Below are 20,344 nucleotides of genomic sequence, written 5' to 3' on the forward strand. Positions count from 1 at the left end.
TGTTATTCTATACTTTTTCTGGGTTAAAGATATGGTCTACCCATTGTTTTCCCCAATTATTTAACTCTTGTTTTGTATACAATTCCGGAAAAAATACAACTTTCTGGAAACTTGGAGGCAAATATTCCTTCCAATTTGTTCCACCGGTGGCATCAATTTGTGCGTTGTCCTTGGTCAAATAACGATATGCCGACCCCATGTGCATCAGTGGCCAATTTATATTAGCATTAACGTCTAAAGCTTTTAACGCTTCAACCAAGGTTTTATTATCCTTACTTTTCTGTGGCAATTGTTGGTATTTATGATATATAGTACTGTTGTTCACCTCATTGGCTATACGTATCAACCTGGGAGTGTAACGATATTCGAATTGCTTTAAGGTCAAAGTTTTCTCACCTGTAACCACATCCGTAGCCCCTTTTTTCCAATAAATATGCTCATATAATTCCTCAATTGAATTTTTTGAGGAAAAATTATCCCGTTCTGAGAAATGCACTAGATTCTCCATAGGGGTAGCATATAGCTCTATCATTCTATATTGTGCAGATTGAAACCCACTGGCCGGAAGTAGCGCCATTCTGTACTGCATAAACTGTTCCCGCTGCATACCTTTTATCATAACACTAAAGGAAGATATCAAAACCTTGTAGTAACTATTGATACGATTTGCCTTCTCAATAAAAAAGTCAACATCCTGGGTCTTATCATCCACAATTTGCTTTTGCTCATGCAGGATAAGTTTAAAGTACAATTCGGTAATCTGATGGTACATTATAAAAATCTCCTCGTCCGGAAAATGTGTTCTGGGCACTTGGATGCTGAGCAGGGTATCCAAATGTATGTAATCCCAATAAGTAAGATATCGCTGGTATAAAAGACCGTCCAAATAAGAGCTTAAGTCCTGTCCAGAATCCTTATATTTTTCTTCTAGTTTGGAAATCTGGGAATCAATATGCTCTTTATTCATTTTAATCCATTATTATTTTAAATTGATGTTTGAGTCCGTTATATCCGTCCAAATCCGCCTTTATGGACCCAACACTCAAATCCGCCTGTATTCTTATGGGGATTCTATTACTGTCATTGGACACCCAAAGCGACAGACTTTCCTGTTCCTTAAATACCCGTCCGGATTGTACATAAGGCCTAAACTTTAAACATTCGACCTTCCCATACTTTGTTCTTAAGACCTCCTTGCCCAAGTATTTAAGCTTAAACTTAAAGACACCGTCATCATCGTACAAGAGATCCAATTCAATAGACTCACCTTCTATAAGATCTTCTACCTTGTAGTTGTTACGGAGAAAATAAAAGGCCGAAACCAAATCCTGAATACCCTCTTGAATGGTAAAATTAAACTTTTTATCCTTTTTTTTATCGTTTAAGACAGCAATATCCTTGTTGTGGTCAAAATTAACCTCAATATCCTTGGTATATCCGCCTTCATCAATTTTTCTTATAAATTTATAGGGCTTGCCATCCTTTTTATCAAAAAAGCTCTCATAGGTGTCATCCACCTTAAAAAATATACTGGCAAAACCAGTAGTTTTACCGTTCCCGACCACATGATAGACCGGAACCCCGTCCAATTCATGGGATTTTACCTGTAGTGTGGCGTAACTTGCATTTAAAAATCCATAATGTATTCTAAACTTTAGCCATTCCCCTATTTTAAAAGCCGATGTATTTTCTGTATTTTCAGGTATAAGAAACCCGCCTTCATTTTCCAGTTGTTGAACCTGGGAATTGATAGTTAATCCAAATATTAAAACCAGTACAATGCAAATCTTTTTCATCTGTTCAAATTGATCTAATTACAGTAGGCATTAATGTACTTTCTGCCTATCAAATACATAGGCGATCTTGATTTTGATGGCTAAGGCCTTTAATTGCAATAGCCTATGTAACACCTCATTACTCCTGTAAAATTAATAAAAACGATTTTACTTTTCTTTTATTTGATATTACTAAAACAAAATTTGTTCCAAAAATTAGCTCACAAAAAAAGCCCAGTCGTAAAACTGGGCTTTTCCTAAATAACCAACCAAACTTTAAATTATGAAAAACCAATACTTAAAGTTGTAAGGGAACCACCCCTTACGAGGACAAATTTAATACATGATTCGCTTTAAAAATAAGATTTAACTTACTTTAACGATTCTATTAACACTATTTAATAATTAGATACCTAAAATTAGCAAAAAGTTAAGAAAAAGGGGCTTTTTATAAGGTTCCTCGGGACTCTTGTTCCCGCTCAATAGCTTCGAACAATGCCTTAAAATTACCCTTCCCAAAAGATTTTGCTCCTTTCCGCTGGATTATTTCAATGAACATGGTTGGCCTGTCCAAAATAGGTTTAGTAAAAATTTGGAGCAAATACCCCTCATCATCCCTATCTATTAATATTCCGAGCTCACTCAAAGGTACCAAGTCCTCGTCTATGGCACCCACCCTATCCAAAACATCTTCATAATAACTGGAAGGTACATTAAGGAACTCAACCCCCCTATTTTTTAGAGCGCTCACTGTTTCAATAATATTGTCGGTCGCCAAGGCCATATGCTGTACCCCTGCACCGTTATAAAATTCTATATATTCCTCGATTTGGGATTTCTTTTTTCCGTCTGCCGGCTCATTTATCGGGAATTTGATCCTTCCGTTTCCATTGCTCATTACCTTGCTCATAAGAGCGGTATATTCTGTTGATATATCCTTATCGTCAAAGGATACCAATTGGGCAAAGCCCATTACTTTGGCGTAGAACTGGCACCACTTGTTCATTTCGTTCCAGCCTACATTGCCCACTATATGGTCTATATACTTCAACCCAACATCCGCTGGTCTATAAAAGGGTTTCCAAGGCCTAAATCCCGGCATAAATGCCCCCTTATAGTTCTTGCGTTCCACAAAAACATGCACCGTTTCCCCATAAGTATGGATGCCGGATGTAACCACCTCCCCGTCTTTATCCCTTTTTGCCCGGGGCTCAAAGTAACTTTCGGCCCCGCGTTTCATTGTTTCCACGTAACTCTCCCGAGCATCATCTACCCACAATGCGATTACCTTTACCCCGTCACCATGAGCATCTATATGCCTATTGATATCCCCGCCAGATTTTAAGGGTGAAGTTAATACCAGTCTAATTTTGTCCTGTTGTACCACGTAGGAAACCCTATCTTTTAATCCTGTTTCCAATCCTGAATAAGCCAGGGGCTGAAAACCCCATGCCGCCATGTAGTAATAAGCGGCTTGTTTTGCGTTGCCCACATACAGTTCTACGTAATCTGTGCCCAGCAGTGGCAGAAAATCCTGAGCTTCCAGATTTTCCTTTGTTAGTTTTAAAGAGGTATTATCAGTAGTTGCCATAGTAATAGATTTTTGAATAGAATTAATACATAATTAGCCAAGTCCTTAGCCAGTAAAAGAAGGTAGTCCAAACGGTCTAAAACAAAAGTTGGACAACCTCCAAATCGTGTTAAATTACCACATAGCCCTAAGATGGGCCGTAATATCAATTCTAAATTGTAGCATGATCTGAATCGTGTTTAACAAATATCGGAATAAATGTTGGCTTTAAGTGTTAAGAGTCTTCCTTTGATGTCAAAAAACCCACCCAAAGACCAAATTTAAAACCAATAACCAATACTAAAAAAGAAGTGGTTTTCCTTAATTTGGGGAGAATAGGAATAAATCACCTGGATTGGCCCAATAAAGGATTCGAACCCATATCCGAGTGCATAACCTGAAAACTCAGGAGCTTTGAACCAATCTGCTGTTCTAAAAAGGTCATCGCCCACATTGGCCACATTTGCTGCCAACAGTATATGGTTCTTGGGAACAAACTCAAAATCCAGCCTGCCGTATGCCTTTACATAACTATTACCAACCAAACTTAAAAAATCGTATCCGTAAAAAGGCACAAAATTATTTATTAAATGGTTCCCAAATCCCCCCAACACAAAATCGAGAGAGGTAATCGGAGATATGCCCCACTTAAACCCTCCTTCAGTCTCCAGGTTTAGATATAGGTTTCTCGCCAATGAAAATGCTCCGCCCATCCTTGCCTTGCCTATTGAAAATTCCTTAAAATTATCGTTAAAATCAGATGACAGGATATAAAAATGAAAGTCCCCGTCAAAGAATAACCCTTTGGTGGGAAAATAAATATCATCATAGGTATCAAAGGTCAGCTGTCCGTAGGTACTATAATAATTACTATTTTCAAAATAGGTTCTCTTATTTGTGGAGGTAGAAGTACTAATGGTGTCCAATTGCCCTAAAGTTTTAGTACTCAATTTCAGTAATTTATGTTCCAGCCCTATGGTAAAGGCAAACTCTTCCTCTATTACAGTCTGTAAATACACCTGATTGGTTAGATCTGAGGCACTTAGGTTTATTTTTCTGATATTGGAACTATTATCTACATCAAAGTTGGATTTAATAAGATCAAAATTTATTTCCTTATTAAAATCATCAAACCTAGAGTTTATTCCAAAACTCCAATAAAAGCCCTTGTCCACATAATACTCCAAATTGTACCTTAGATTGTCACCAATGATAAAATCTACCGAGGCCACATCATCATCCATTAAAACATTCTTCCTGGTTAGATTTACGATACCTGCACTTTTGTAGAGATCATCAAAATGAACCCCTAGACGAATGAACATCTTATCAGGATTTTCTTTTACATTCAATAGCAGACCCACTCCGTTCCCATTATCGAGCAATTGATATTTTATGCTTCTAAAATTACCAGTGGCAGACAAATTATTGACCCCCTGCTGCAATTTTTCAAATGTTATATTATCATCGACGTTAAATCTTAATTTACCCTTGATATATGCCCTGGAATAATTGTAATTCCCTTGAATCATCAATTCATTGACTAACAGCGTGTCCTTTACCCCGGCAGCTATAATCTTCGGCCACTTAATATTGGGGGCTTTGGAAATTTTCATCAATTCATCCATATGCAATCTAGCCGCTTCCTCACCCCTATCTATTATTACTTTTCCCATGTCAAAATCGATTACCGAGTAATCTTTGATATCCGGGGTAATATAAATATCGGTTTGGGCCGATTTCTTTTGCATATCCCTAACCGTTCTGTAATTATTGATCTGTAGTAGTATTTCCGTAGCACTCAACAAGGATTCCCTATCGGACAGGCCATGCTGTACATCCACACCTATTACCACATCGGCGCCCATCTTCTTCAATTCGCCTATGGGGTAGTTATTTACCACACCCCCGTCTATCAATACTCTTCCATTGATCTCTACTGGTCTAAAAAGTGAGGGAAACGTACCACTGGCTAGAATTGCCTCGGGCAAATAGCCTTTATCCAACAATATCTGATCCCCAGTTTCCACATCGGTGGCAACACATAAAAAAGGGATTGGAAGTTCGCTAAAATCATCAACTTCCTTAACATGGTACAACAACCTAACAAACTCATTGTAAATACTTTGCCCTCCCGATATGGCCTGGGGAATGGAAATTTTAAACTTGTTGAACGGAAGAGTAAGGGCATATCTTTCCGAATCTTCCTTCTCGTAAAATGTTTTGGCGCTTCTGGGAACGTTGTCCTGGATCAATGACTCGAAATCGGTACTTTTAAATATAGAATCCAATTCCTTTGCAGAATAACCCGAAGCGTAGAGCGCCCCAACAATGGCACCCATACTGGTTCCTGTTATATAGTCTATTTTAACCCCGGCCTCTTCAATAACCTTAAGGGCCCCAATATGCGCCAACCCTTTGGCGCCGCCCCCACTCAAGACCAGCCCAACTTTTACATCCTTATTTTCCAACCGTTCCTGGGAAAGGATGAGCAACGGAAAAATCAACACACAATATATAAGAAGCGACTTTAGCATAAAGTTAATAAAGTGGTTTAATGAAAGGTTTCATAAATTTTCTTGGCTTTGGACATTCCAATGGTTTGGGCCAAATTCTCTAAACTGGCCTCTTTTATCCTTTTTACCGATTTATAGTTTTTCAACAACTCTTCCACGGTTTTATTCCCTATCCCTTCTATACTTTCCAATTCCGAATTAATGGCAGCCTTACTTCTCTTGTTCCTGTGAAAGGTTATCCCAAATCTATGGGCTTCATTCCGCAACTGCTGAATTATTTTCAGGGATTCGGACTTTTTATCCAAATATAAAGGAATAGGATCTTCCGGGAAGTAAATTTCCTCCAATCTTTTGGCGATTCCTATAATGGCTATCTTCCTTCTTAATCCAAGGGCATCCAAACTTTTAAGGGCAGATGACAGCTGCCCCTTGCCTCCATCAATAACAATAAGTTGTGGCAAAGACTGTTCCTCTTCCAAAAGTCGCTTATAGCGTCTAAAAACAACTTCCTCCATCGAGGCAAAGTCATCCGGACCTTCAACCGTCTTAATATTGTAATGCCTGTACTCCTTTTTTGAAGGTTTTCCATCCCTAAATACAACACATGCCGCCACTGGGTTGCTACCCTGGATGTTGGAATTATCAAAACACTCTATATGTCTGGGTTCCATTGAAAGTCGCAAATCCTTTTTCATTTGCCCCATTATCCTATTGGTATGTCTGTCCGGGTCAATAATCTTTATTTGCTTAAACCTATCCTGTCTAAAAAATTTGGCGTTGCGTTCCGATAGCTCCAAGATCTTTTTTTTATCTCCCAGTTTAGGTACTACCACCTTCAGGTGCGACTCCAAGGTAACCTCAAACGGCACGTAAATCTCCTTTGAATGGGAATTGAAACGCTGCCTAATTTCAATAATTGCCAATTGAAGTAAATCCTCATCCGTTTCATCCAATTTCTTCTTGATTTCCAAAGTATGGGAACGTATAATGGAGCCATGGGACAATTGCAGAAAATTTACATAAGCAAAAGCCTCATCGGAAATTATAGTAAACACATCCACATTATTGATTTTAGGATTTACAATGGTGGTCTTTACCTGATAGTTTTCCAGAACCTCTATCTTATCCTTTATGAGCTGTGCCTCTTCAAACTTCATCTCTTGGGCCAGTAATTTCATTCGACTTTTAAAATAGTAGAGTGATGACTTAAAATTACCCTTTATAATCTCCCTGATCTCCTGTATTTGCCGGTTATACTCCTCCTCGGATTGATACCCTTCACAAGGCCCCTTACAATTTCCCAAGTGGTACTCCAGACAGACCTTATATTTGCCACCGGCGACTTTATCATGCGCAAGGTCATAGCTACAGGTCCGCAGAGGGTAAACACTTTTTATCAGATCCAACAAAGTATGAATGGTTTTCATACTTGTATACGGTCCAAAATACTCCGATCCATCTTTGATTAATTTCCTAGTGGGAAAGATTCTTGGAAACTTTTCATTTTTTATACAAATCCATGGAAAAGTCTTATCATCCTTAAGCAAAACATTGTACCTAGGACGGTATTTTTTAATTAGATTATTTTCCAACAATAGCGCATCGGACTCGGTAGGCACCACTATGTGCCTAATACTTCTAATTTTCTTTACCAGAACACGGGTCTTTCCTTGCTCGTGCGTTTTATTAAAATAGGAGCTAACCCTTTTTTTTAAATTTTTAGCCTTGCCAACATATAAAATCTTGTCCTCCACATCATAAAACTGATATACCCCGGGAGTGGTAGGAAGCGAACTTAGCTGTACTTCAATAGGTATATGGGCCATGTATTCAAATAAATTTATGCTTCACTAAGGAAAATTACTGTGTTTTTCCCAAAGGACACAAAGATTATAGTATTTTAACTCCGCAGCTAGGAACCCTAGGAGAAATTTTGATAACCTTCCACTTTATGATTGCATTCCTCTAGCAAAAAGTAAAACTTCCCATAGTCTAAATCCAACCTTCAATCCAACAAAATTCGATAAGTCAAAAATAAATATCGATTAAATACACCATTTCAAAAAATTAACGTTATCGTACACTATTTTATAACAAGTTGATAAACAGCATTTTACGTAAAATAGAAGGCAAAATACTTTTGACAAATAATTCAGAATCCAAAATATTTGTTAAAAATGATGCATTTCATCGATAAAACGATACCCTTTGTGGAGCTTTTTATATTTTTTTATTTATATTTAGAAAATTAAAATTATTTAACGCATGGACAACTATATAATAACCTTGGGCACATACTTAATTCTTATGCTTTTTTTCAAAATTTATTACGCAGTGGCCTCCAAGGAATAGTTTTCCTAATTAAACCCTTTCCCCAAGAGCCCCGAGTTTAACCAACCCCCTATGTTGAAAAAAGATTTGCGTTTAATCTACTCCGAACGCCGAGAAAATCTTACTTCACAAACAATATTAGATTCAAGCTTATTGATAGCTAACCGGCTGCTTCAAATACCCATTTGGAATTATTCCTATTATCATCTATTCCTTTCCATAACCGAGAAAAAGGAAGTCGACACCAGTTTTATAATGTCCATTTTACAAGGTAAGGACAAAAATATACTGCTTCCAAAAATTGTGGATAGCCAAAATCTTGTCAATTATTTACTTACCGATAGTACACCTATAAAAAAAAATCGCTGGAACATCCCTGAACCGGTAGACGGAATTGAAGTGCCTCCTGAAAAAATAGATGTTGTCTTTCTACCGTTAATGGCTTTTGACGAAAAGGGTCACAGAGTTGGTTACGGCAAAGGATTTTATGATGTGCTACTGAACAAGTGCAGGCCTGATGTTGTGAAAGTAGGACTCTCGTTTTTTAAGGCTGAAGAAAAAATTGTGGATATAGAACCCCACGATATTCCTTTAAATTTTTGCGTTACTCCTGATCGGACTTATCAGTTTTAGCTTCCTCAGAACTTTCTCCAAAAGCTTTTTTATTAAATACAATTAGTATACCCACACCGGTACTAATTGCGGTATCCGCAATATTAAAAACGGGTTCGAAAAAACGAAAATTATTTCCGCCAACCACTGGCACCCAATCTGGCCACACGGAGTCTATCATAGGAAAGTAGAGCATATCTACCACCTTGCCGTGAAATATACTACCATAGGGTTCTGAAGAAAATGCCGTGGCTACCTGGGAATAGCTATCGTTAAAGATCATGCCGTAAAAAACAGAATCCAATATGTTCCCGAGGGCCCCTGCAAAAATGAGGGATACCGCCAGTATTAAGGTTTTGGAAGAATTCTTTTTTATGGTATCGAACAACCAATAACCTATCCCAACAATAGCAAACAATCTAAATATAGTAAGTACCAGTTTTCCTACTTCATCAGATATGGGCAATAAATCGCTTAGTTTGGTTCCCCAAGCAGCCCCTTCGTTTTCTATAAACAAAATCTTGAACCAACTAAAGACATCTACCGACTCGCCCAAAACAAAGTTTGTCTTAATATATACTTTGCTTATCTGGTCTATAGCCAGAATTGCTATTATGATTATTAGGGATTTCTTTAAACTCATTATTTAAAAAATAGATTCGGCAAAAATAAACATATTATTCGGTTTTCCTTATGCTGATATTTCCTGTTACCGAATTCAAGGTAAAATGATCATCTCCAGAGGCAATCACTTCCCGTTTAATTTTACCATATTTTGTGGAAGCCATAATTTGGGCGTTATTAGTAATTAGCTCAATATTTCCACTTTGGGTATTGATTTCCACATTTTCCCCTCTTCCATTTAAGATGCATTTGCCATCGGACAAACTAATTTTTAGCTTGGCATAATCCCCTGTAACACCAACATTGGTGCTGGTACCATATACGTTAACATCTAGGTCTTTGGGGATTGATATCTTCAAGGAAATGGAAATGACCTTGTGGGCACTTAATTTATCATTTGGAAAAACAAAATTGGGCTGAAAACCGGTACTGACCAATACTGTTGTTCCCTGTTGTTTTACACTTACCAATAAATCCTGTAAATACTCGCCATCTATTGAAGCCTCAACCGTTATTTTTGGACTATCCACAGTTTCCAAAGCAAGGGAAAAACAATTCCTGACATCGATCTGAACAAAAGAGAAATTGGGATTTTCAATGGCTTTGACGACCTTTTTTTGGGCCTGTAAAGTACAACTTCCCAATAGGAAGAAAACAAAGGCAACTAGTCTCATATAATAAAAAAACGCCTATGAAGGCGTTTTTATTTAGGATTGCATATTTTTCGCTTCAATACTCAGCGTTGCATGTGGCACTAGCTTAAGTCGCTCTTTGCTGATCAGCTTTCCAGTAACTCGGCAAATGCCATAGGTTTTGTTCTCTATACGCAACAAGGCGTTCTTTAAATCCCTGATAAATTTCTCCTGACGAATGGCCAATTGCGTATTTGCTTCCTTGCTCATTGTTTCAGAGCCTTCTTCAAAAGCCTTGAATGTTGGGGACGTATCATCCGTTCCGTTATTGCCATCATTCATATAGGAACTCTTTAAAAGTTCCAAGTGACTTTTAGCTTTTTCAATTTTTTCCTCGATAAGTACTTTAAACTCGTTTAAATCCTTATCCGCGTACCTTACTTTTAATTCTTCGGCCATAATCTTAATGTTTTACTATAAACAATCTGGTATTAACTTCGTCAAAAGCCACTTCAATTCCATTGTCCATGCTTTCTTCAAAATTAAGTTCTGCTGCCAAGGTTTCGGTCTTAATATATGCCATATTACTTTCTACCGCGTCCTGGACAAATCCATTTTTCAATAATTTAATATCTATTTTATCTGTCACTTCAAAACCGGATTCCTTTCTAAGGTTTTGAATTCTATTGACTAGTTCCCTAGCAATACCTTCCTTTCTAAGGTCCTCATTGATAGATATATCCAAGGCCACCGTTATTGGACCTGAACTTGCTACCAACCAACCTTCAATATCTTGGGAGGAAATTTCTACATCTTGTAACTGTAAAGTAATACTTTTATTATCAAAATGCAGTAAAATTTCGCCTTCCTGTTCAATTTTCTGGATATCATTTTGATTTAATAGCGCTACAGCACTTGCAATCAGCTTCATATCCTTACCAAACTTTGGTCCTAAAGTTTTAAAGTTTGGCTTTATTTGCTTAACCAAAATTCCGGATGCATCATCCAAGAGTTCTATCTCCTTCACGTTCACTTCGGACTTTATTAAACCGGCCACAGCTTCAATTTCCAACCTTTGTTTATTATCCAATACCGGAATCATTATCTTTTGCAAGGGTTGCCGTACTTTAATCTTCTCCTTCTGACGAATGGACAGGACCAAGGATGAAATAGTCTGCGCCTTTGCCATTTTACTTTCCAATTCCTTATTTACCAATGAGGCATCATATTTAGGAAAATCGGCCAAATGTACACTTTCAAAAGGCTCTTTCTGTGTCGTAATTGTTAAATCTTTGTATAGTCTATCCATGTAAAATGGAGCTACTGGTGCAGAGAGCTTTGCCACGGTGGTCAAACAGGTATACAATGTTTGGTAAGCCGATATCTTATCTTGTTGATAGTCCCCCTTCCAAAAACGCCTTCTACTTAAACGCACATACCAATTGCTCAGGTTCTCCTGCACATAGTCCGATATGGCCCTTGTTGCTCTGGTGGGCTCGTAATCTCCATAGGCCTCATCCACTGTTTTGATCAGGGAATGCAATTCCGATAAAATCCATTGGTCTATTTCCGGTCTTTCATGCAAGGGAATATCCGCTTCCGAATAATCAAAACCATCTATGTTGGTATAAAGGGCAAAGAAAGAATAGGTGTTGTACAAGGTACCAAAAAACTTACGTTTTACCTCTGCGATACCCTCTACGTCGAACTTTAGATTATCCCACGGATTTGCATTGGATATCATATACCAGCGAGTGGCATCTGCCCCAAATTCATCCATGGTTTCAAAAGGATCCACTGCATTGCCCAAGCGCTTGGACATTTTCTTACCTTCTTTATCCAGCACCAAGCCATTGGAAACAACATTTTTATAGGCTACAGAATCGAATACCATGGTGGCTATAGCATGCAGGGTGTAAAACCAACCACGGGTCTGATCGACCCCTTCGGCTATAAAATCGGCCGGAAAAGTCTTTCCCTCATCTATTAAATCCTTATTCTCAAAAGGGTAGTGCCATTGGGCATACGGCATGGAACCACTATCGAACCAAACATCTATAAGGTCGCTTTCGCGTTTCATTGGTTTTCCAGAGGGCGACACCAAGGTTATTTGGTCCACAATATTTTTATGCAGGTCTATTTTGTCATAATTGTCCTCGCCCATGTCGCCTACAACAAAATCTTCAAAAATATCCTTTTCAAGAATTCCTGCCTTTAAGGCTTTTTGCATTTCTTCCTTAAGTTCGGCCACAGAACCTATCATCAATTCTTCCTTGCCATCTTCCGTACGCCATATAGGTAGCGGAATTCCCCAATAACGGGAACGGGACAGGTTCCAATCATTGGCATTGGCCAGCCAATTGCCAAATCTTCCCTCTCCGGTAGCCTTTGGCTTCCAATTGATGTTCTGGTTTAGATCGAACATCCTATCCTTGATATCAGTGACCTTTATAAACCAAGAATCCAAGGGATAGTAAAGTATAGGTTTATCCGTACGCCAGCAGTTTGGATAACTGTGAACGTATTTTTCCACCTTAAAGGCCCTGTTCTCTTCCTTTAATTTAATGGCTATTTCAACATCTACGGACCGCTCCGGGGCCTCGCCATCATCATAATATTCATTTTTTACATACTTACCGGCGTACTCTCCCATTTCTGGCCTAAATCTACCCTGTAGATCTACCAAAGGAACTGGATTATTATTTTCATCCAAAACCAACATAGGGGGCACCTCCGGTTCAGCGAGTTTGGCCACCAAGGCATCATCTGCCCCAAAAGTTGGTGCCGTATGAACAATCCCCGTACCGTCTTCCGTGGTAACAAAATCTCCAGTGATGACCCTAAAAGCATTTTCTGGATTTTGATAAGGCAGTGCATAGTCCAACAGTTGCTCGTATCTTGTCCCAACCAAGTCCAGTCCTTTTGTTTCAGCTACTATTTGGTAAGGGATTTTCTTGTCCTTTGATGAAAAGTTTTCAAAATCGGCATCGCTTTCCGCTACAAAAAATTTGCCGCTAAATTGTTTTCCTACCAAAGATTTGGCCAAGACAACATGCATGGGCTCAAAGGTATATTGATTGAAGGTCTTCACTACAACATAATCAATCTTAGGACCAACGGTCAATGCCGTATTGGATGGCAGGGTCCAAGGTGTGGTGGTCCATGCCAACAAGAAAACATCACCACTTACTTCCTGCAAATTCTGAGGCAAGGTAGTTTTATCCGCTTTAAACTGTGCTACTACGGTAGTGTCCGTAACATCTTGATAGGTACCTGGTTGATTTAACTCGTGCGAACTTAATCCGGTTCCTGCCTTTGGAGAATAGGGTTGAATGGTATAACCCTTATAAATAAGTCCTTTGTCGTAAATCTGCTTGAGCAACCACCAAACAGATTCCATATATTTGGATTTGTAGGTGATATATGGATCCTCCATATCTACCCAATATCCTACCTTTTCGGTCATGGCATTCCAAACATCGGTATACCTCATTACCGCCTTCTTACAGGCTGCGTTGTATTCTTCAACGGATATTTTGGTGCCAATATCTTCCTTGGTAATTCCCAATTCCTTCTCCACACCCAATTCTATAGGGAGTCCGTGGGTATCCCATCCGGCCTTGCGTCTAACCTGAAACCCCTTCATGGTCTTATAACGTGGAAAAATATCCTTGATGGTCCTGGCCATTACATGGTGAATACCAGGCAATCCATTTGCAGAAGGTGGTCCTTCATAAAAAACAAAACTATCCTTGCCTTCCCTGCTTGTAACACTTTTCTCAAAAACATTGTTCTCCTTCCAATAGTGCAATACTTCCTCAGCGACTTTCGGTAAATCTAATCCCTTGTATTCTGCAAACTTCATAATAACAGCTTCTAATGCTACATTTTAAGTTTGCAAAACTAATGATTTTTAGCGTAAAATGATTCTGTTAAAAGCAAAAAGCCCCTTTGAAAAGGAGCTTTTTAAATATTTTAGTTGTTGTTAAAATTATTTTGTCCCGGTTACGGTAACATTTGCGCTTATTTGAAGGGCCGAGCTTACCTCTATAGCCCCTAAATTAAGACCTGTGGTCGACTCTACATTCAACAAAGCATTGAAGTAGAACTCGCTATTGTCATCTTCCTTGTAGGATGCAAAAATTAATTCGTATTCCCCTTCCTCCAAGAAATCCAGACTATAGGAGCCACTTAAGTTTTTTACTTCTGCACTGGTTACGGCATTGGCAAAGGTAACTTCGCTCTCCCCTTTTCCCTGTGTTTCAACATCGGCGTTGAATGTTCCTTTTTCATAGGCATAAACAATAATCTTGTCCGATGTGTTATTGGCATCGTTGGCACTCCCTGAAATTTTTCCGGTCAATTCTGCGTTTACCGTTCTAATTCCTGCAGTAAGCTCTGCCATGGTAACAAAATTGAAATCGCTGGACAATCCATCCTTCTCTTCCTTAATAGTTTTCCTAAGGTCAAAATCTATCACGATCACATTGGTAGCATTTGCCAAAACTTCAAACTTATCAGTAATGGTAATTTTGTTGGAAGAGGCCATTAAAGCATCTTTTTCCCCATTGGCCTTTTCTACGTAACAACCTGGAGCATCCCCGTTCACATCCTTGTCAAAATCCAATTCGAAAACGATACTGGAATAAGATTTTGCCTGTAGGTCCAAGTTCCCTAAAGCTTCGGTTTTACCATTTACCAAAGCGGCAAGGTTTATTGTTGTTGCAGTGAATCCCTCTAGAGACTTTCCGTCTACGGAAACGTTGGCAATGGTAACAAAAACCGCTTCAACCTCGGCGTTATCTATTGGTGCATCGGTAACTTCAAAGGATGTATTATACGATTCCCCCTCCATGGCAGCATCGTCGTTTTTGCTACATGACATCATCCCTACTAAAGCTATTAAAGCTAATCCTGAAATCTTTAAATAATTCTTCATAATAATTTAGTTTTAAACATTTGCCTATATAACAATCAAGACCTGTCTTCCCCTACCTACAAAATCTCCTCCAAAAATTGATTCTTACCTAGAAACCTGATTTACAGAAACCTAAACGCTTAATTTTCTTACATATTTTTTTAGTATTGGAGCCATAAATATGGTCTTTATCTCCAATTTTTACGTATATATCGGTATCAGGTTCACATTAATTTCTAAAACTAACAACATGAAAAAAGTAATTTTAAGTTCAATTTTGATGATAGCTCTCAGCATTTCATTTGTATCGTGTAGAGAAACAAAGGATAAGGCCAAAGATGCCATGGAAGAAACTAATGAAGCTTTAAAAGAAGTTGGAGAGGATATGAAGAAAGTCGGGGAAGAGGTAAAAGGTGCTGCCTCAGAAGCCATGGATGATGCCAAAGAAATGGGAGAAGATATGAAAGAGGCCGGTAAAGAGGCCATGGATAAGACAGGTGATGCTGCCAAGGAAGTAGGTGAGGATATTAAGGGTGCCGCTACTAAGGCTGCGGACAAGACCAAGGCAGCTGCCAAGGAGGCAAAAGAGAAAATACAGGAATAGTTATCCTATTTTCATTAAAACTTAAGTCCGGTATTCATGTACCGGACTTTTTTTAGAACGTATAGCCCACACCCAAAATTAAATTGATTCCCGGCGCCACGATTCCGGAGGAATAGGAACGATATCTTTGATCCGTAAAATTTTCCAAATTTGCGGTAAATTTTAAGGCGTGGGAGAGTTGATACTGTGATCTAAAATTTAAGGTATACCAGGATGGGGAATAAGGATTGCCATCCGCATCAACTGCATATATATAGTCCTTTGTTTTTTCGGACATGGCCAAATCCCCAAAACTAATTTCTCCGTTAAAGTTGGCAAAGAGATCGGTTTTCAGTTTTTGGTTCTTCCAAACAATATGGAAATCGCCAAAAGTTGGAGCCACATGTCTACCCGGTGTATCCGTACCGTCCTGCTCTTCCTCTATCCCTTCTGTAAAGGTAAGGTTGGCGTTCACAGACAGGTTTTCGGTTAAAAAAGCGTCCAATCCAAATTCAAAACCATATACATAGGCCTTTGCCGCATTCTGTATTGCCTGGACATTATGTAATTCCCCATTGTACATAATTTCACTGTTCCCATTAAATTGAAAGTCCCGACGTACAAGGGCATCTACCAAATAAGTATAGAAGGAGGCTCCTTTTAACATAAGTCTATCATTAAAATTCTTCTGGATTCCTACCTCCAAGTTATAGGCATACTCCGGCTCCAAATCTGGATTGGGAACTACCACGGACCCAGGCTCCGAATCAAATATCTTACCAACATCATCTATGTTCGGGGCCCTAAATCCTGTAGATCCATTGAAGGTCAACTGCAAATCCGCTTTTGGAAACCAACTAAATCCCAAGCTTCCTGTTAAAGCCCCCGTACTAAGATCGGCATCATTAAAAGGAAAAGAATAAAAGGTTTGGTCAAAAATTGCATCGATCCAAACATGGCTATATCTAAGCCCGGAAAGAAAGGTAAAGTTGGGCTTGGCCCTTAGTTCACCACTAATATAGCCCGCAAGAGTTTGCCAGGTAGAATTGTCGGGGTACCTGGATGCACTAGGTGAGGTAACCATGGTCTCTAAATTAAACTCATTTCCTGCAGATCCAATTTTATTAAATACGTATTCCCCCCCATAGTAAAGCCTAAGATTTCCAATACGTTTATTTTCAAAATCGACGTTAGCAGAAATAGCATCCACATTCTCCTTGCTTCCATACCTTATATCATCCCCAAAACCCCTATCGTTCCTACTTTCCACAAAATTTTGATAGGCAGTGGTTATTTTTAATCCATCATAGAACTTCCCCTTGCCGTTTTTATAAAATTGCAGGTTCCCCATAAACCATTTCTGAGGACCATAGGACCATTCCGCCGAACGTAGGCCAAGTCCATCCTTGGACGGTCTAATAAGCCTGTCATATCTGGAATAATCGGAAGTTTCGGAATAATATGCGCTTAGATTTATATTCCAATTGCTATTGGGCCTAAAGAGCACTTTTTGCATTACATTGATTTGATCATACCCAGTGGGTACCTGCTTTTTGGCGTTATCATTTTCCTGTAACCTGTCCTGCCCATTTTCCGTAACCACGTAATTGTTCCTTAAGTAGGAATTTGGCCCATGGGAACCCATTTTAAGATCTCCAAAGTTGTTATAGGTAAGGCTGCTCAAGAACGCCCATTCCCTTTTGCCCAAATTGAAATCTACATGAACCGTATTTTCGTTATTCGCGGAAGAATACCTGTAATTTGATTTTCCGAAGACCTCTAAACTATCGGTCTTGGAAAATTGAGGATTGTTGGTGTAAAAATTCATGACCCCTCCAATGGCATCAGAACCGTAAATTACAGATCCAGGACCAAAAATCACTTCAGTACTCTTAATGGTAAAGGGATCTATTGAAATCACATTTTGAATATTACCTCCCCTGAATATGGCATTGTTCATGCGGACTCCGTCTACGGAAAGCAACAATCTATTGGTGGCAAAACCCCTTATCATAGGGCTACCACCCCCAAGCTGACTTTTCTGGACAAAGACTTTGCCGCTATTTTGAAGGAGATCTGCCGAAGTTTGGGAAGCCGTAAACTCTATGGTTTTGGCATTCATCAGCGATATTTTTTGAGGAATGTCCTTTTTCTGCTGCTCCCATTTAGAGATAGACATCACCACCTCATCCAACTGCTCCGCAATCAAAGCCAGGTAGAGCTTTCCCTTTCTGACTGCGTGGGACTTGGTGCTTCTATAGTTTTGGTAGCCAATATGCGTGAAGGTGATCCGTTCGCCCAGATCAAATTTAGAAAGGTCACATTTGCCGTCAAAATCGGAAAGGACCGTTCTGGATTTATCCCAATTATAAACAATAACGTTGGGAATCGGCTGATGGTCTTCCTCGTCCAAAATAACAATTTCCTGCCCCGATGCACCTGTAAATATTAGGAGGACAACTATGAAAACTATTTTTTGCATATCAGCTAAAAACTTCATTTAACACGGCCAATGACTTCGGTTTTCTAAATCCCTGCAAATGTAATTCAAAATAAAGGACAAGATTTTTCAAGAGCTCCTGACGGTTCTTTTTGTTAAGTTTAATAGTATGTATTGCATCAAAATTTATGCCCAAAAGCTTTTTAAAGTGTTTTAAATTCTCCCCTTCCACGATTGGGTTTAATGATGGCGCTATTATAAACTCTCCTTCCAAAAGGTCAAAGTACATATAGGCCATATTATTGGTGTCCGGATAAAAACCAAAATACTTGGTCAAAGACAGTAAAAAATAGAGGTGAAAATTGGCAAATTCATCATGGGCGTCCAACCACTGCAAGGCCGCTTCAATAAAGTTGAACAGACCTTCATTGGCCTCTTCCTCATGAATACTGTTGCCCAACATTTCTGCCAAAAAAAATGTTAGGGCATTCTTGGCAATATCCGTATGCAGGGACTGATAATGATAACTAACCTTGGCTTCGGTAATCCTTTCCAAGGTTCCCTTGTTCTTATGGGACGCAATCAGATCCAGTTGAAGCAAAGGCTGAAAGTAAGCAGTTTTCAACTTCCCTTTTTTTGAAGCAAGAATCCCTCTCAATAGATAGGATTTTATTCCATCAGAAAAAGTAAATATCCGGACAATTAAACTGGTATCCCCATATTTAATAGATGTTAAAACAATTCCTTTGGTAGCAACCTGCATTACAAATATATATTGGAACAAAGATAATACAAAGAGACCCTTAAGGTCATGAAAACCTTAAGGGTCTTGGAAATCACTTGGATTTCATTTTCAAATACTGGCCAATGCCGTGATACTTTGTAGACTTATAGAACCTTAAATTACTCCCTGCGCCAACATGGCGTCGGCAACTTTTACGAACCCGGCAATATTTGCCCCTTTTACATAGTTGCAATAGCCATCTTCGTCCATTCCATAATCTATGCAGGAATCATGAATATCCTTCATTATTTTTTGAAGACGTTCATCTACCTCTTCACGGGTCCAACTAATACGCAATGAGTTCTGCGACATTTCCAAACCTGAGGTGGCCACCCCACCTGCATTGGATGCCTTTCCCGGAGCAAATAGTATTCTAGCTTCATGAAAGGCATGTATTGCTTCAGGGGTCGATGGCATATTTGCTCCTTCGGCCACACAGATACATCCATTCTTTAGTAAAGTCTTGGCATCATTCCCATCCAACTCATTTTGGGTTGCACACGGCAAGGCTATAGCGCATGGCACTTCCCAAGGCGTCTTTCCTTTATGGAATTCTGCAGAGGTATACTTATCCAGATAATCGGATATTCTTCCTCGATTTTTATTTTTGATTTCCATAACGAAGGCCAGTTTTTCCTCATCAATACCCTCTTTGTCGTAAATATAACCGCCAGAATCCGAAAGGGTAACTACCTTACCTCCCAATTGGATTACTTTTTCAGCGGCATATTGGGCTACGTTTCCAGAGCCGGAAATAACCACGGTCTTCCCTTTAACATCATCCTTCTTGGATTGCAACATACTCTGGGCAAAATAAACGGTACCATATCCTGTTGCTTCAGGTCGTATTTTGGACCCCCCCCAAGAAAGACCCTTCCCGGTCAAAACCCCGGTAAACTCATTTCTGATTTTTTTATACATCCCGAACAGGAACCCTATTTCCCTTGCACCAACACCTATATCGCCAGCAGGAACGTCTGTATTAGGTCCAATGTGCCTACAAAGTTCCGTCATAAAGGCGTGACAAAAGCGCATTACTTCATCATCCGATTTTCCTTTCGGATCAAAATCGGACCCTCCTTTTCCACCCCCCATAGGCAAGGTGGTTAGGCTATTTTTGAAAACCTGTTCAAAGGCCAGGAATTTTAGAACACTTGCATTTACAGTAGGATGAAACCTAAGCCCCCCTTTATAAGGACCAATGGCAGAATTCATTTGAATCCTATATCCTCTATTTACATGTATTTCACCGTCATCATCTACCCAGGAAACCCTAAAGGAAATTAACCTTTCCGGCTCCACCATTCTTAATAATATATTCTTGCCATTGTAAATTTCATGATTACTAATGTAGGGAATAACTGTTTCTGCAACTTCTTGCACAGCTTGTATGAATTCCGGCTCATGGCTATTACGGCCTTTTACCTCTTCCATAAAAGCATTTATCTTGTCTTCCATAAAATGTGATTTATTGCTAATTGTTGATAAATATTGAGTTTGAAGGCAAAATTATAGTATTTCTATAATGTAAACCCTATTTTTTTCAAAATTTGGCAAAA

The 20,344-nt window shown here is 39.0% G+C and carries 15 protein-coding genes; 2 read left to right on the forward strand and 13 right to left on the reverse strand.

Going from position 1 to position 20,344, the window contains the following annotated elements:
- Window positions 1-7: 7 nt before the first annotated feature.
- The 5 genes from U735_RS0121010 to uvrC form a co-directional block, all read right to left on the reverse strand.
- A complete protein-coding gene (locus U735_RS0121010) occupies window positions 8-967 on the reverse strand; it encodes a tryptophan 2,3-dioxygenase family protein (protein ID WP_031445705.1) in 960 nt (319 codons plus the stop codon).
- A gap of 1 nt (window position 968) precedes the next feature.
- A complete protein-coding gene (locus tag U735_RS0121015) occupies window positions 969-1,796 on the reverse strand; it encodes a DUF3108 domain-containing protein (protein ID WP_031445706.1) in 828 nt (275 codons plus the stop codon).
- Window positions 1,797-2,223: 427 nt separating this feature from the next.
- Window positions 2,224-3,366 (reverse strand): 4-hydroxyphenylpyruvate dioxygenase, encoded by a 1,143-nt coding sequence (gene hppD / locus U735_RS0121020; protein WP_031445707.1) that lies wholly within the window; start codon window positions 3,364-3,366, stop codon window positions 2,224-2,226.
- Between the two features lie 260 nt (window positions 3,367-3,626).
- The gene (locus U735_RS0121025) at window positions 3,627-5,882 is read right to left on the reverse strand and encodes a patatin-like phospholipase family protein (RefSeq protein WP_031445708.1); all 2,256 of its coding nucleotides are present in this window, start codon (window positions 5,880-5,882) and stop codon (window positions 3,627-3,629) included.
- Between the two features lie 17 nt (window positions 5,883-5,899).
- Window positions 5,900-7,687 (reverse strand): excinuclease ABC subunit UvrC, encoded by a 1,788-nt coding sequence (uvrC, locus tag U735_RS0121030; protein WP_031445709.1) that lies wholly within the window; start codon window positions 7,685-7,687, stop codon window positions 5,900-5,902.
- 577 nt (window positions 7,688-8,264) lie between these two features.
- Between uvrC and U735_RS0121040 the strand changes: the two genes are divergently transcribed.
- Entirely contained in the window at window positions 8,265-8,825 is a 561-nt protein-coding gene (locus U735_RS0121040; protein WP_031445710.1) for a 5-formyltetrahydrofolate cyclo-ligase, read from the forward strand.
- On the opposite strand, the gene U735_RS0121045 is transcribed toward U735_RS0121040, so the two are convergent.
- From U735_RS0121045 to U735_RS0121065, 5 genes are all read right to left on the reverse strand, one after another.
- Entirely contained in the window at window positions 8,797-9,447 is a 651-nt protein-coding gene (locus U735_RS0121045) for a lipoprotein signal peptidase (RefSeq protein WP_031445711.1), read from the reverse strand. The genes U735_RS0121040 and U735_RS0121045 overlap by 29 nt on opposite strands.
- A 34-nt stretch (window positions 9,448-9,481) precedes the next feature.
- On the reverse strand, window positions 9,482-10,102 hold the full coding sequence (locus tag U735_RS0121050; protein ID WP_031445712.1) for a DUF4097 family beta strand repeat-containing protein: 621 nt from the start codon (window positions 10,100-10,102) through the stop codon (window positions 9,482-9,484).
- Between the two features lie 33 nt (window positions 10,103-10,135).
- Window positions 10,136-10,519: a TraR/DksA family transcriptional regulator gene (locus tag U735_RS0121055; RefSeq protein ID WP_031445713.1), complete on the reverse strand. Its 384-nt coding sequence runs from the start codon at window positions 10,517-10,519 to the stop codon at window positions 10,136-10,138.
- 4 nt (window positions 10,520-10,523) lie between these two features.
- Window positions 10,524-13,925, reverse strand: coding sequence for an isoleucine--tRNA ligase (gene ileS / locus U735_RS0121060; RefSeq protein ID WP_031445714.1), 3,402 nt, complete (start codon window positions 13,923-13,925; stop codon window positions 10,524-10,526).
- Between the two features lie 126 nt (window positions 13,926-14,051).
- Window positions 14,052-14,999, reverse strand: a complete 948-nt coding sequence (locus U735_RS0121065) for a DUF4382 domain-containing protein (protein ID WP_031445715.1) — start codon at window positions 14,997-14,999, stop codon at window positions 14,052-14,054.
- Window positions 15,000-15,228: 229 nt separating this feature from the next.
- Here U735_RS0121065 and U735_RS0121070 point away from each other — a divergent pair, with 229 nt between their 5' ends.
- Window positions 15,229-15,582, forward strand: coding sequence for a hypothetical protein (locus tag U735_RS0121070; protein WP_083260589.1), 354 nt, complete (start codon window positions 15,229-15,231; stop codon window positions 15,580-15,582).
- 52 nt (window positions 15,583-15,634) lie between these two features.
- On the opposite strand, the gene U735_RS0121075 is transcribed toward U735_RS0121070, so the two are convergent.
- From U735_RS0121075 to gdhA, 3 genes are all read right to left on the reverse strand, one after another.
- On the reverse strand, window positions 15,635-18,043 hold the full coding sequence (locus U735_RS0121075; RefSeq protein WP_031445717.1) for a TonB-dependent receptor plug domain-containing protein: 2,409 nt from the start codon (window positions 18,041-18,043) through the stop codon (window positions 15,635-15,637).
- 1 nt (window position 18,044) lies between these two features.
- The gene (recO, locus tag U735_RS0121080; RefSeq protein ID WP_031445718.1) at window positions 18,045-18,764 is read right to left on the reverse strand and encodes a DNA repair protein RecO; all 720 of its coding nucleotides are present in this window, start codon (window positions 18,762-18,764) and stop codon (window positions 18,045-18,047) included.
- A 135-nt stretch (window positions 18,765-18,899) separates the two neighbouring features.
- Window positions 18,900-20,243, reverse strand: coding sequence for an NADP-specific glutamate dehydrogenase (gdhA, locus tag U735_RS0121085; protein WP_031445719.1), 1,344 nt, complete (start codon window positions 20,241-20,243; stop codon window positions 18,900-18,902).
- Window positions 20,244-20,344: the final 101 nt, after the last annotated feature.

Source organism: Arenibacter algicola (genome assembly GCF_000733925.1).
Taxonomy (GTDB): domain Bacteria; phylum Bacteroidota; class Bacteroidia; order Flavobacteriales; family Flavobacteriaceae; genus Arenibacter; species Arenibacter algicola.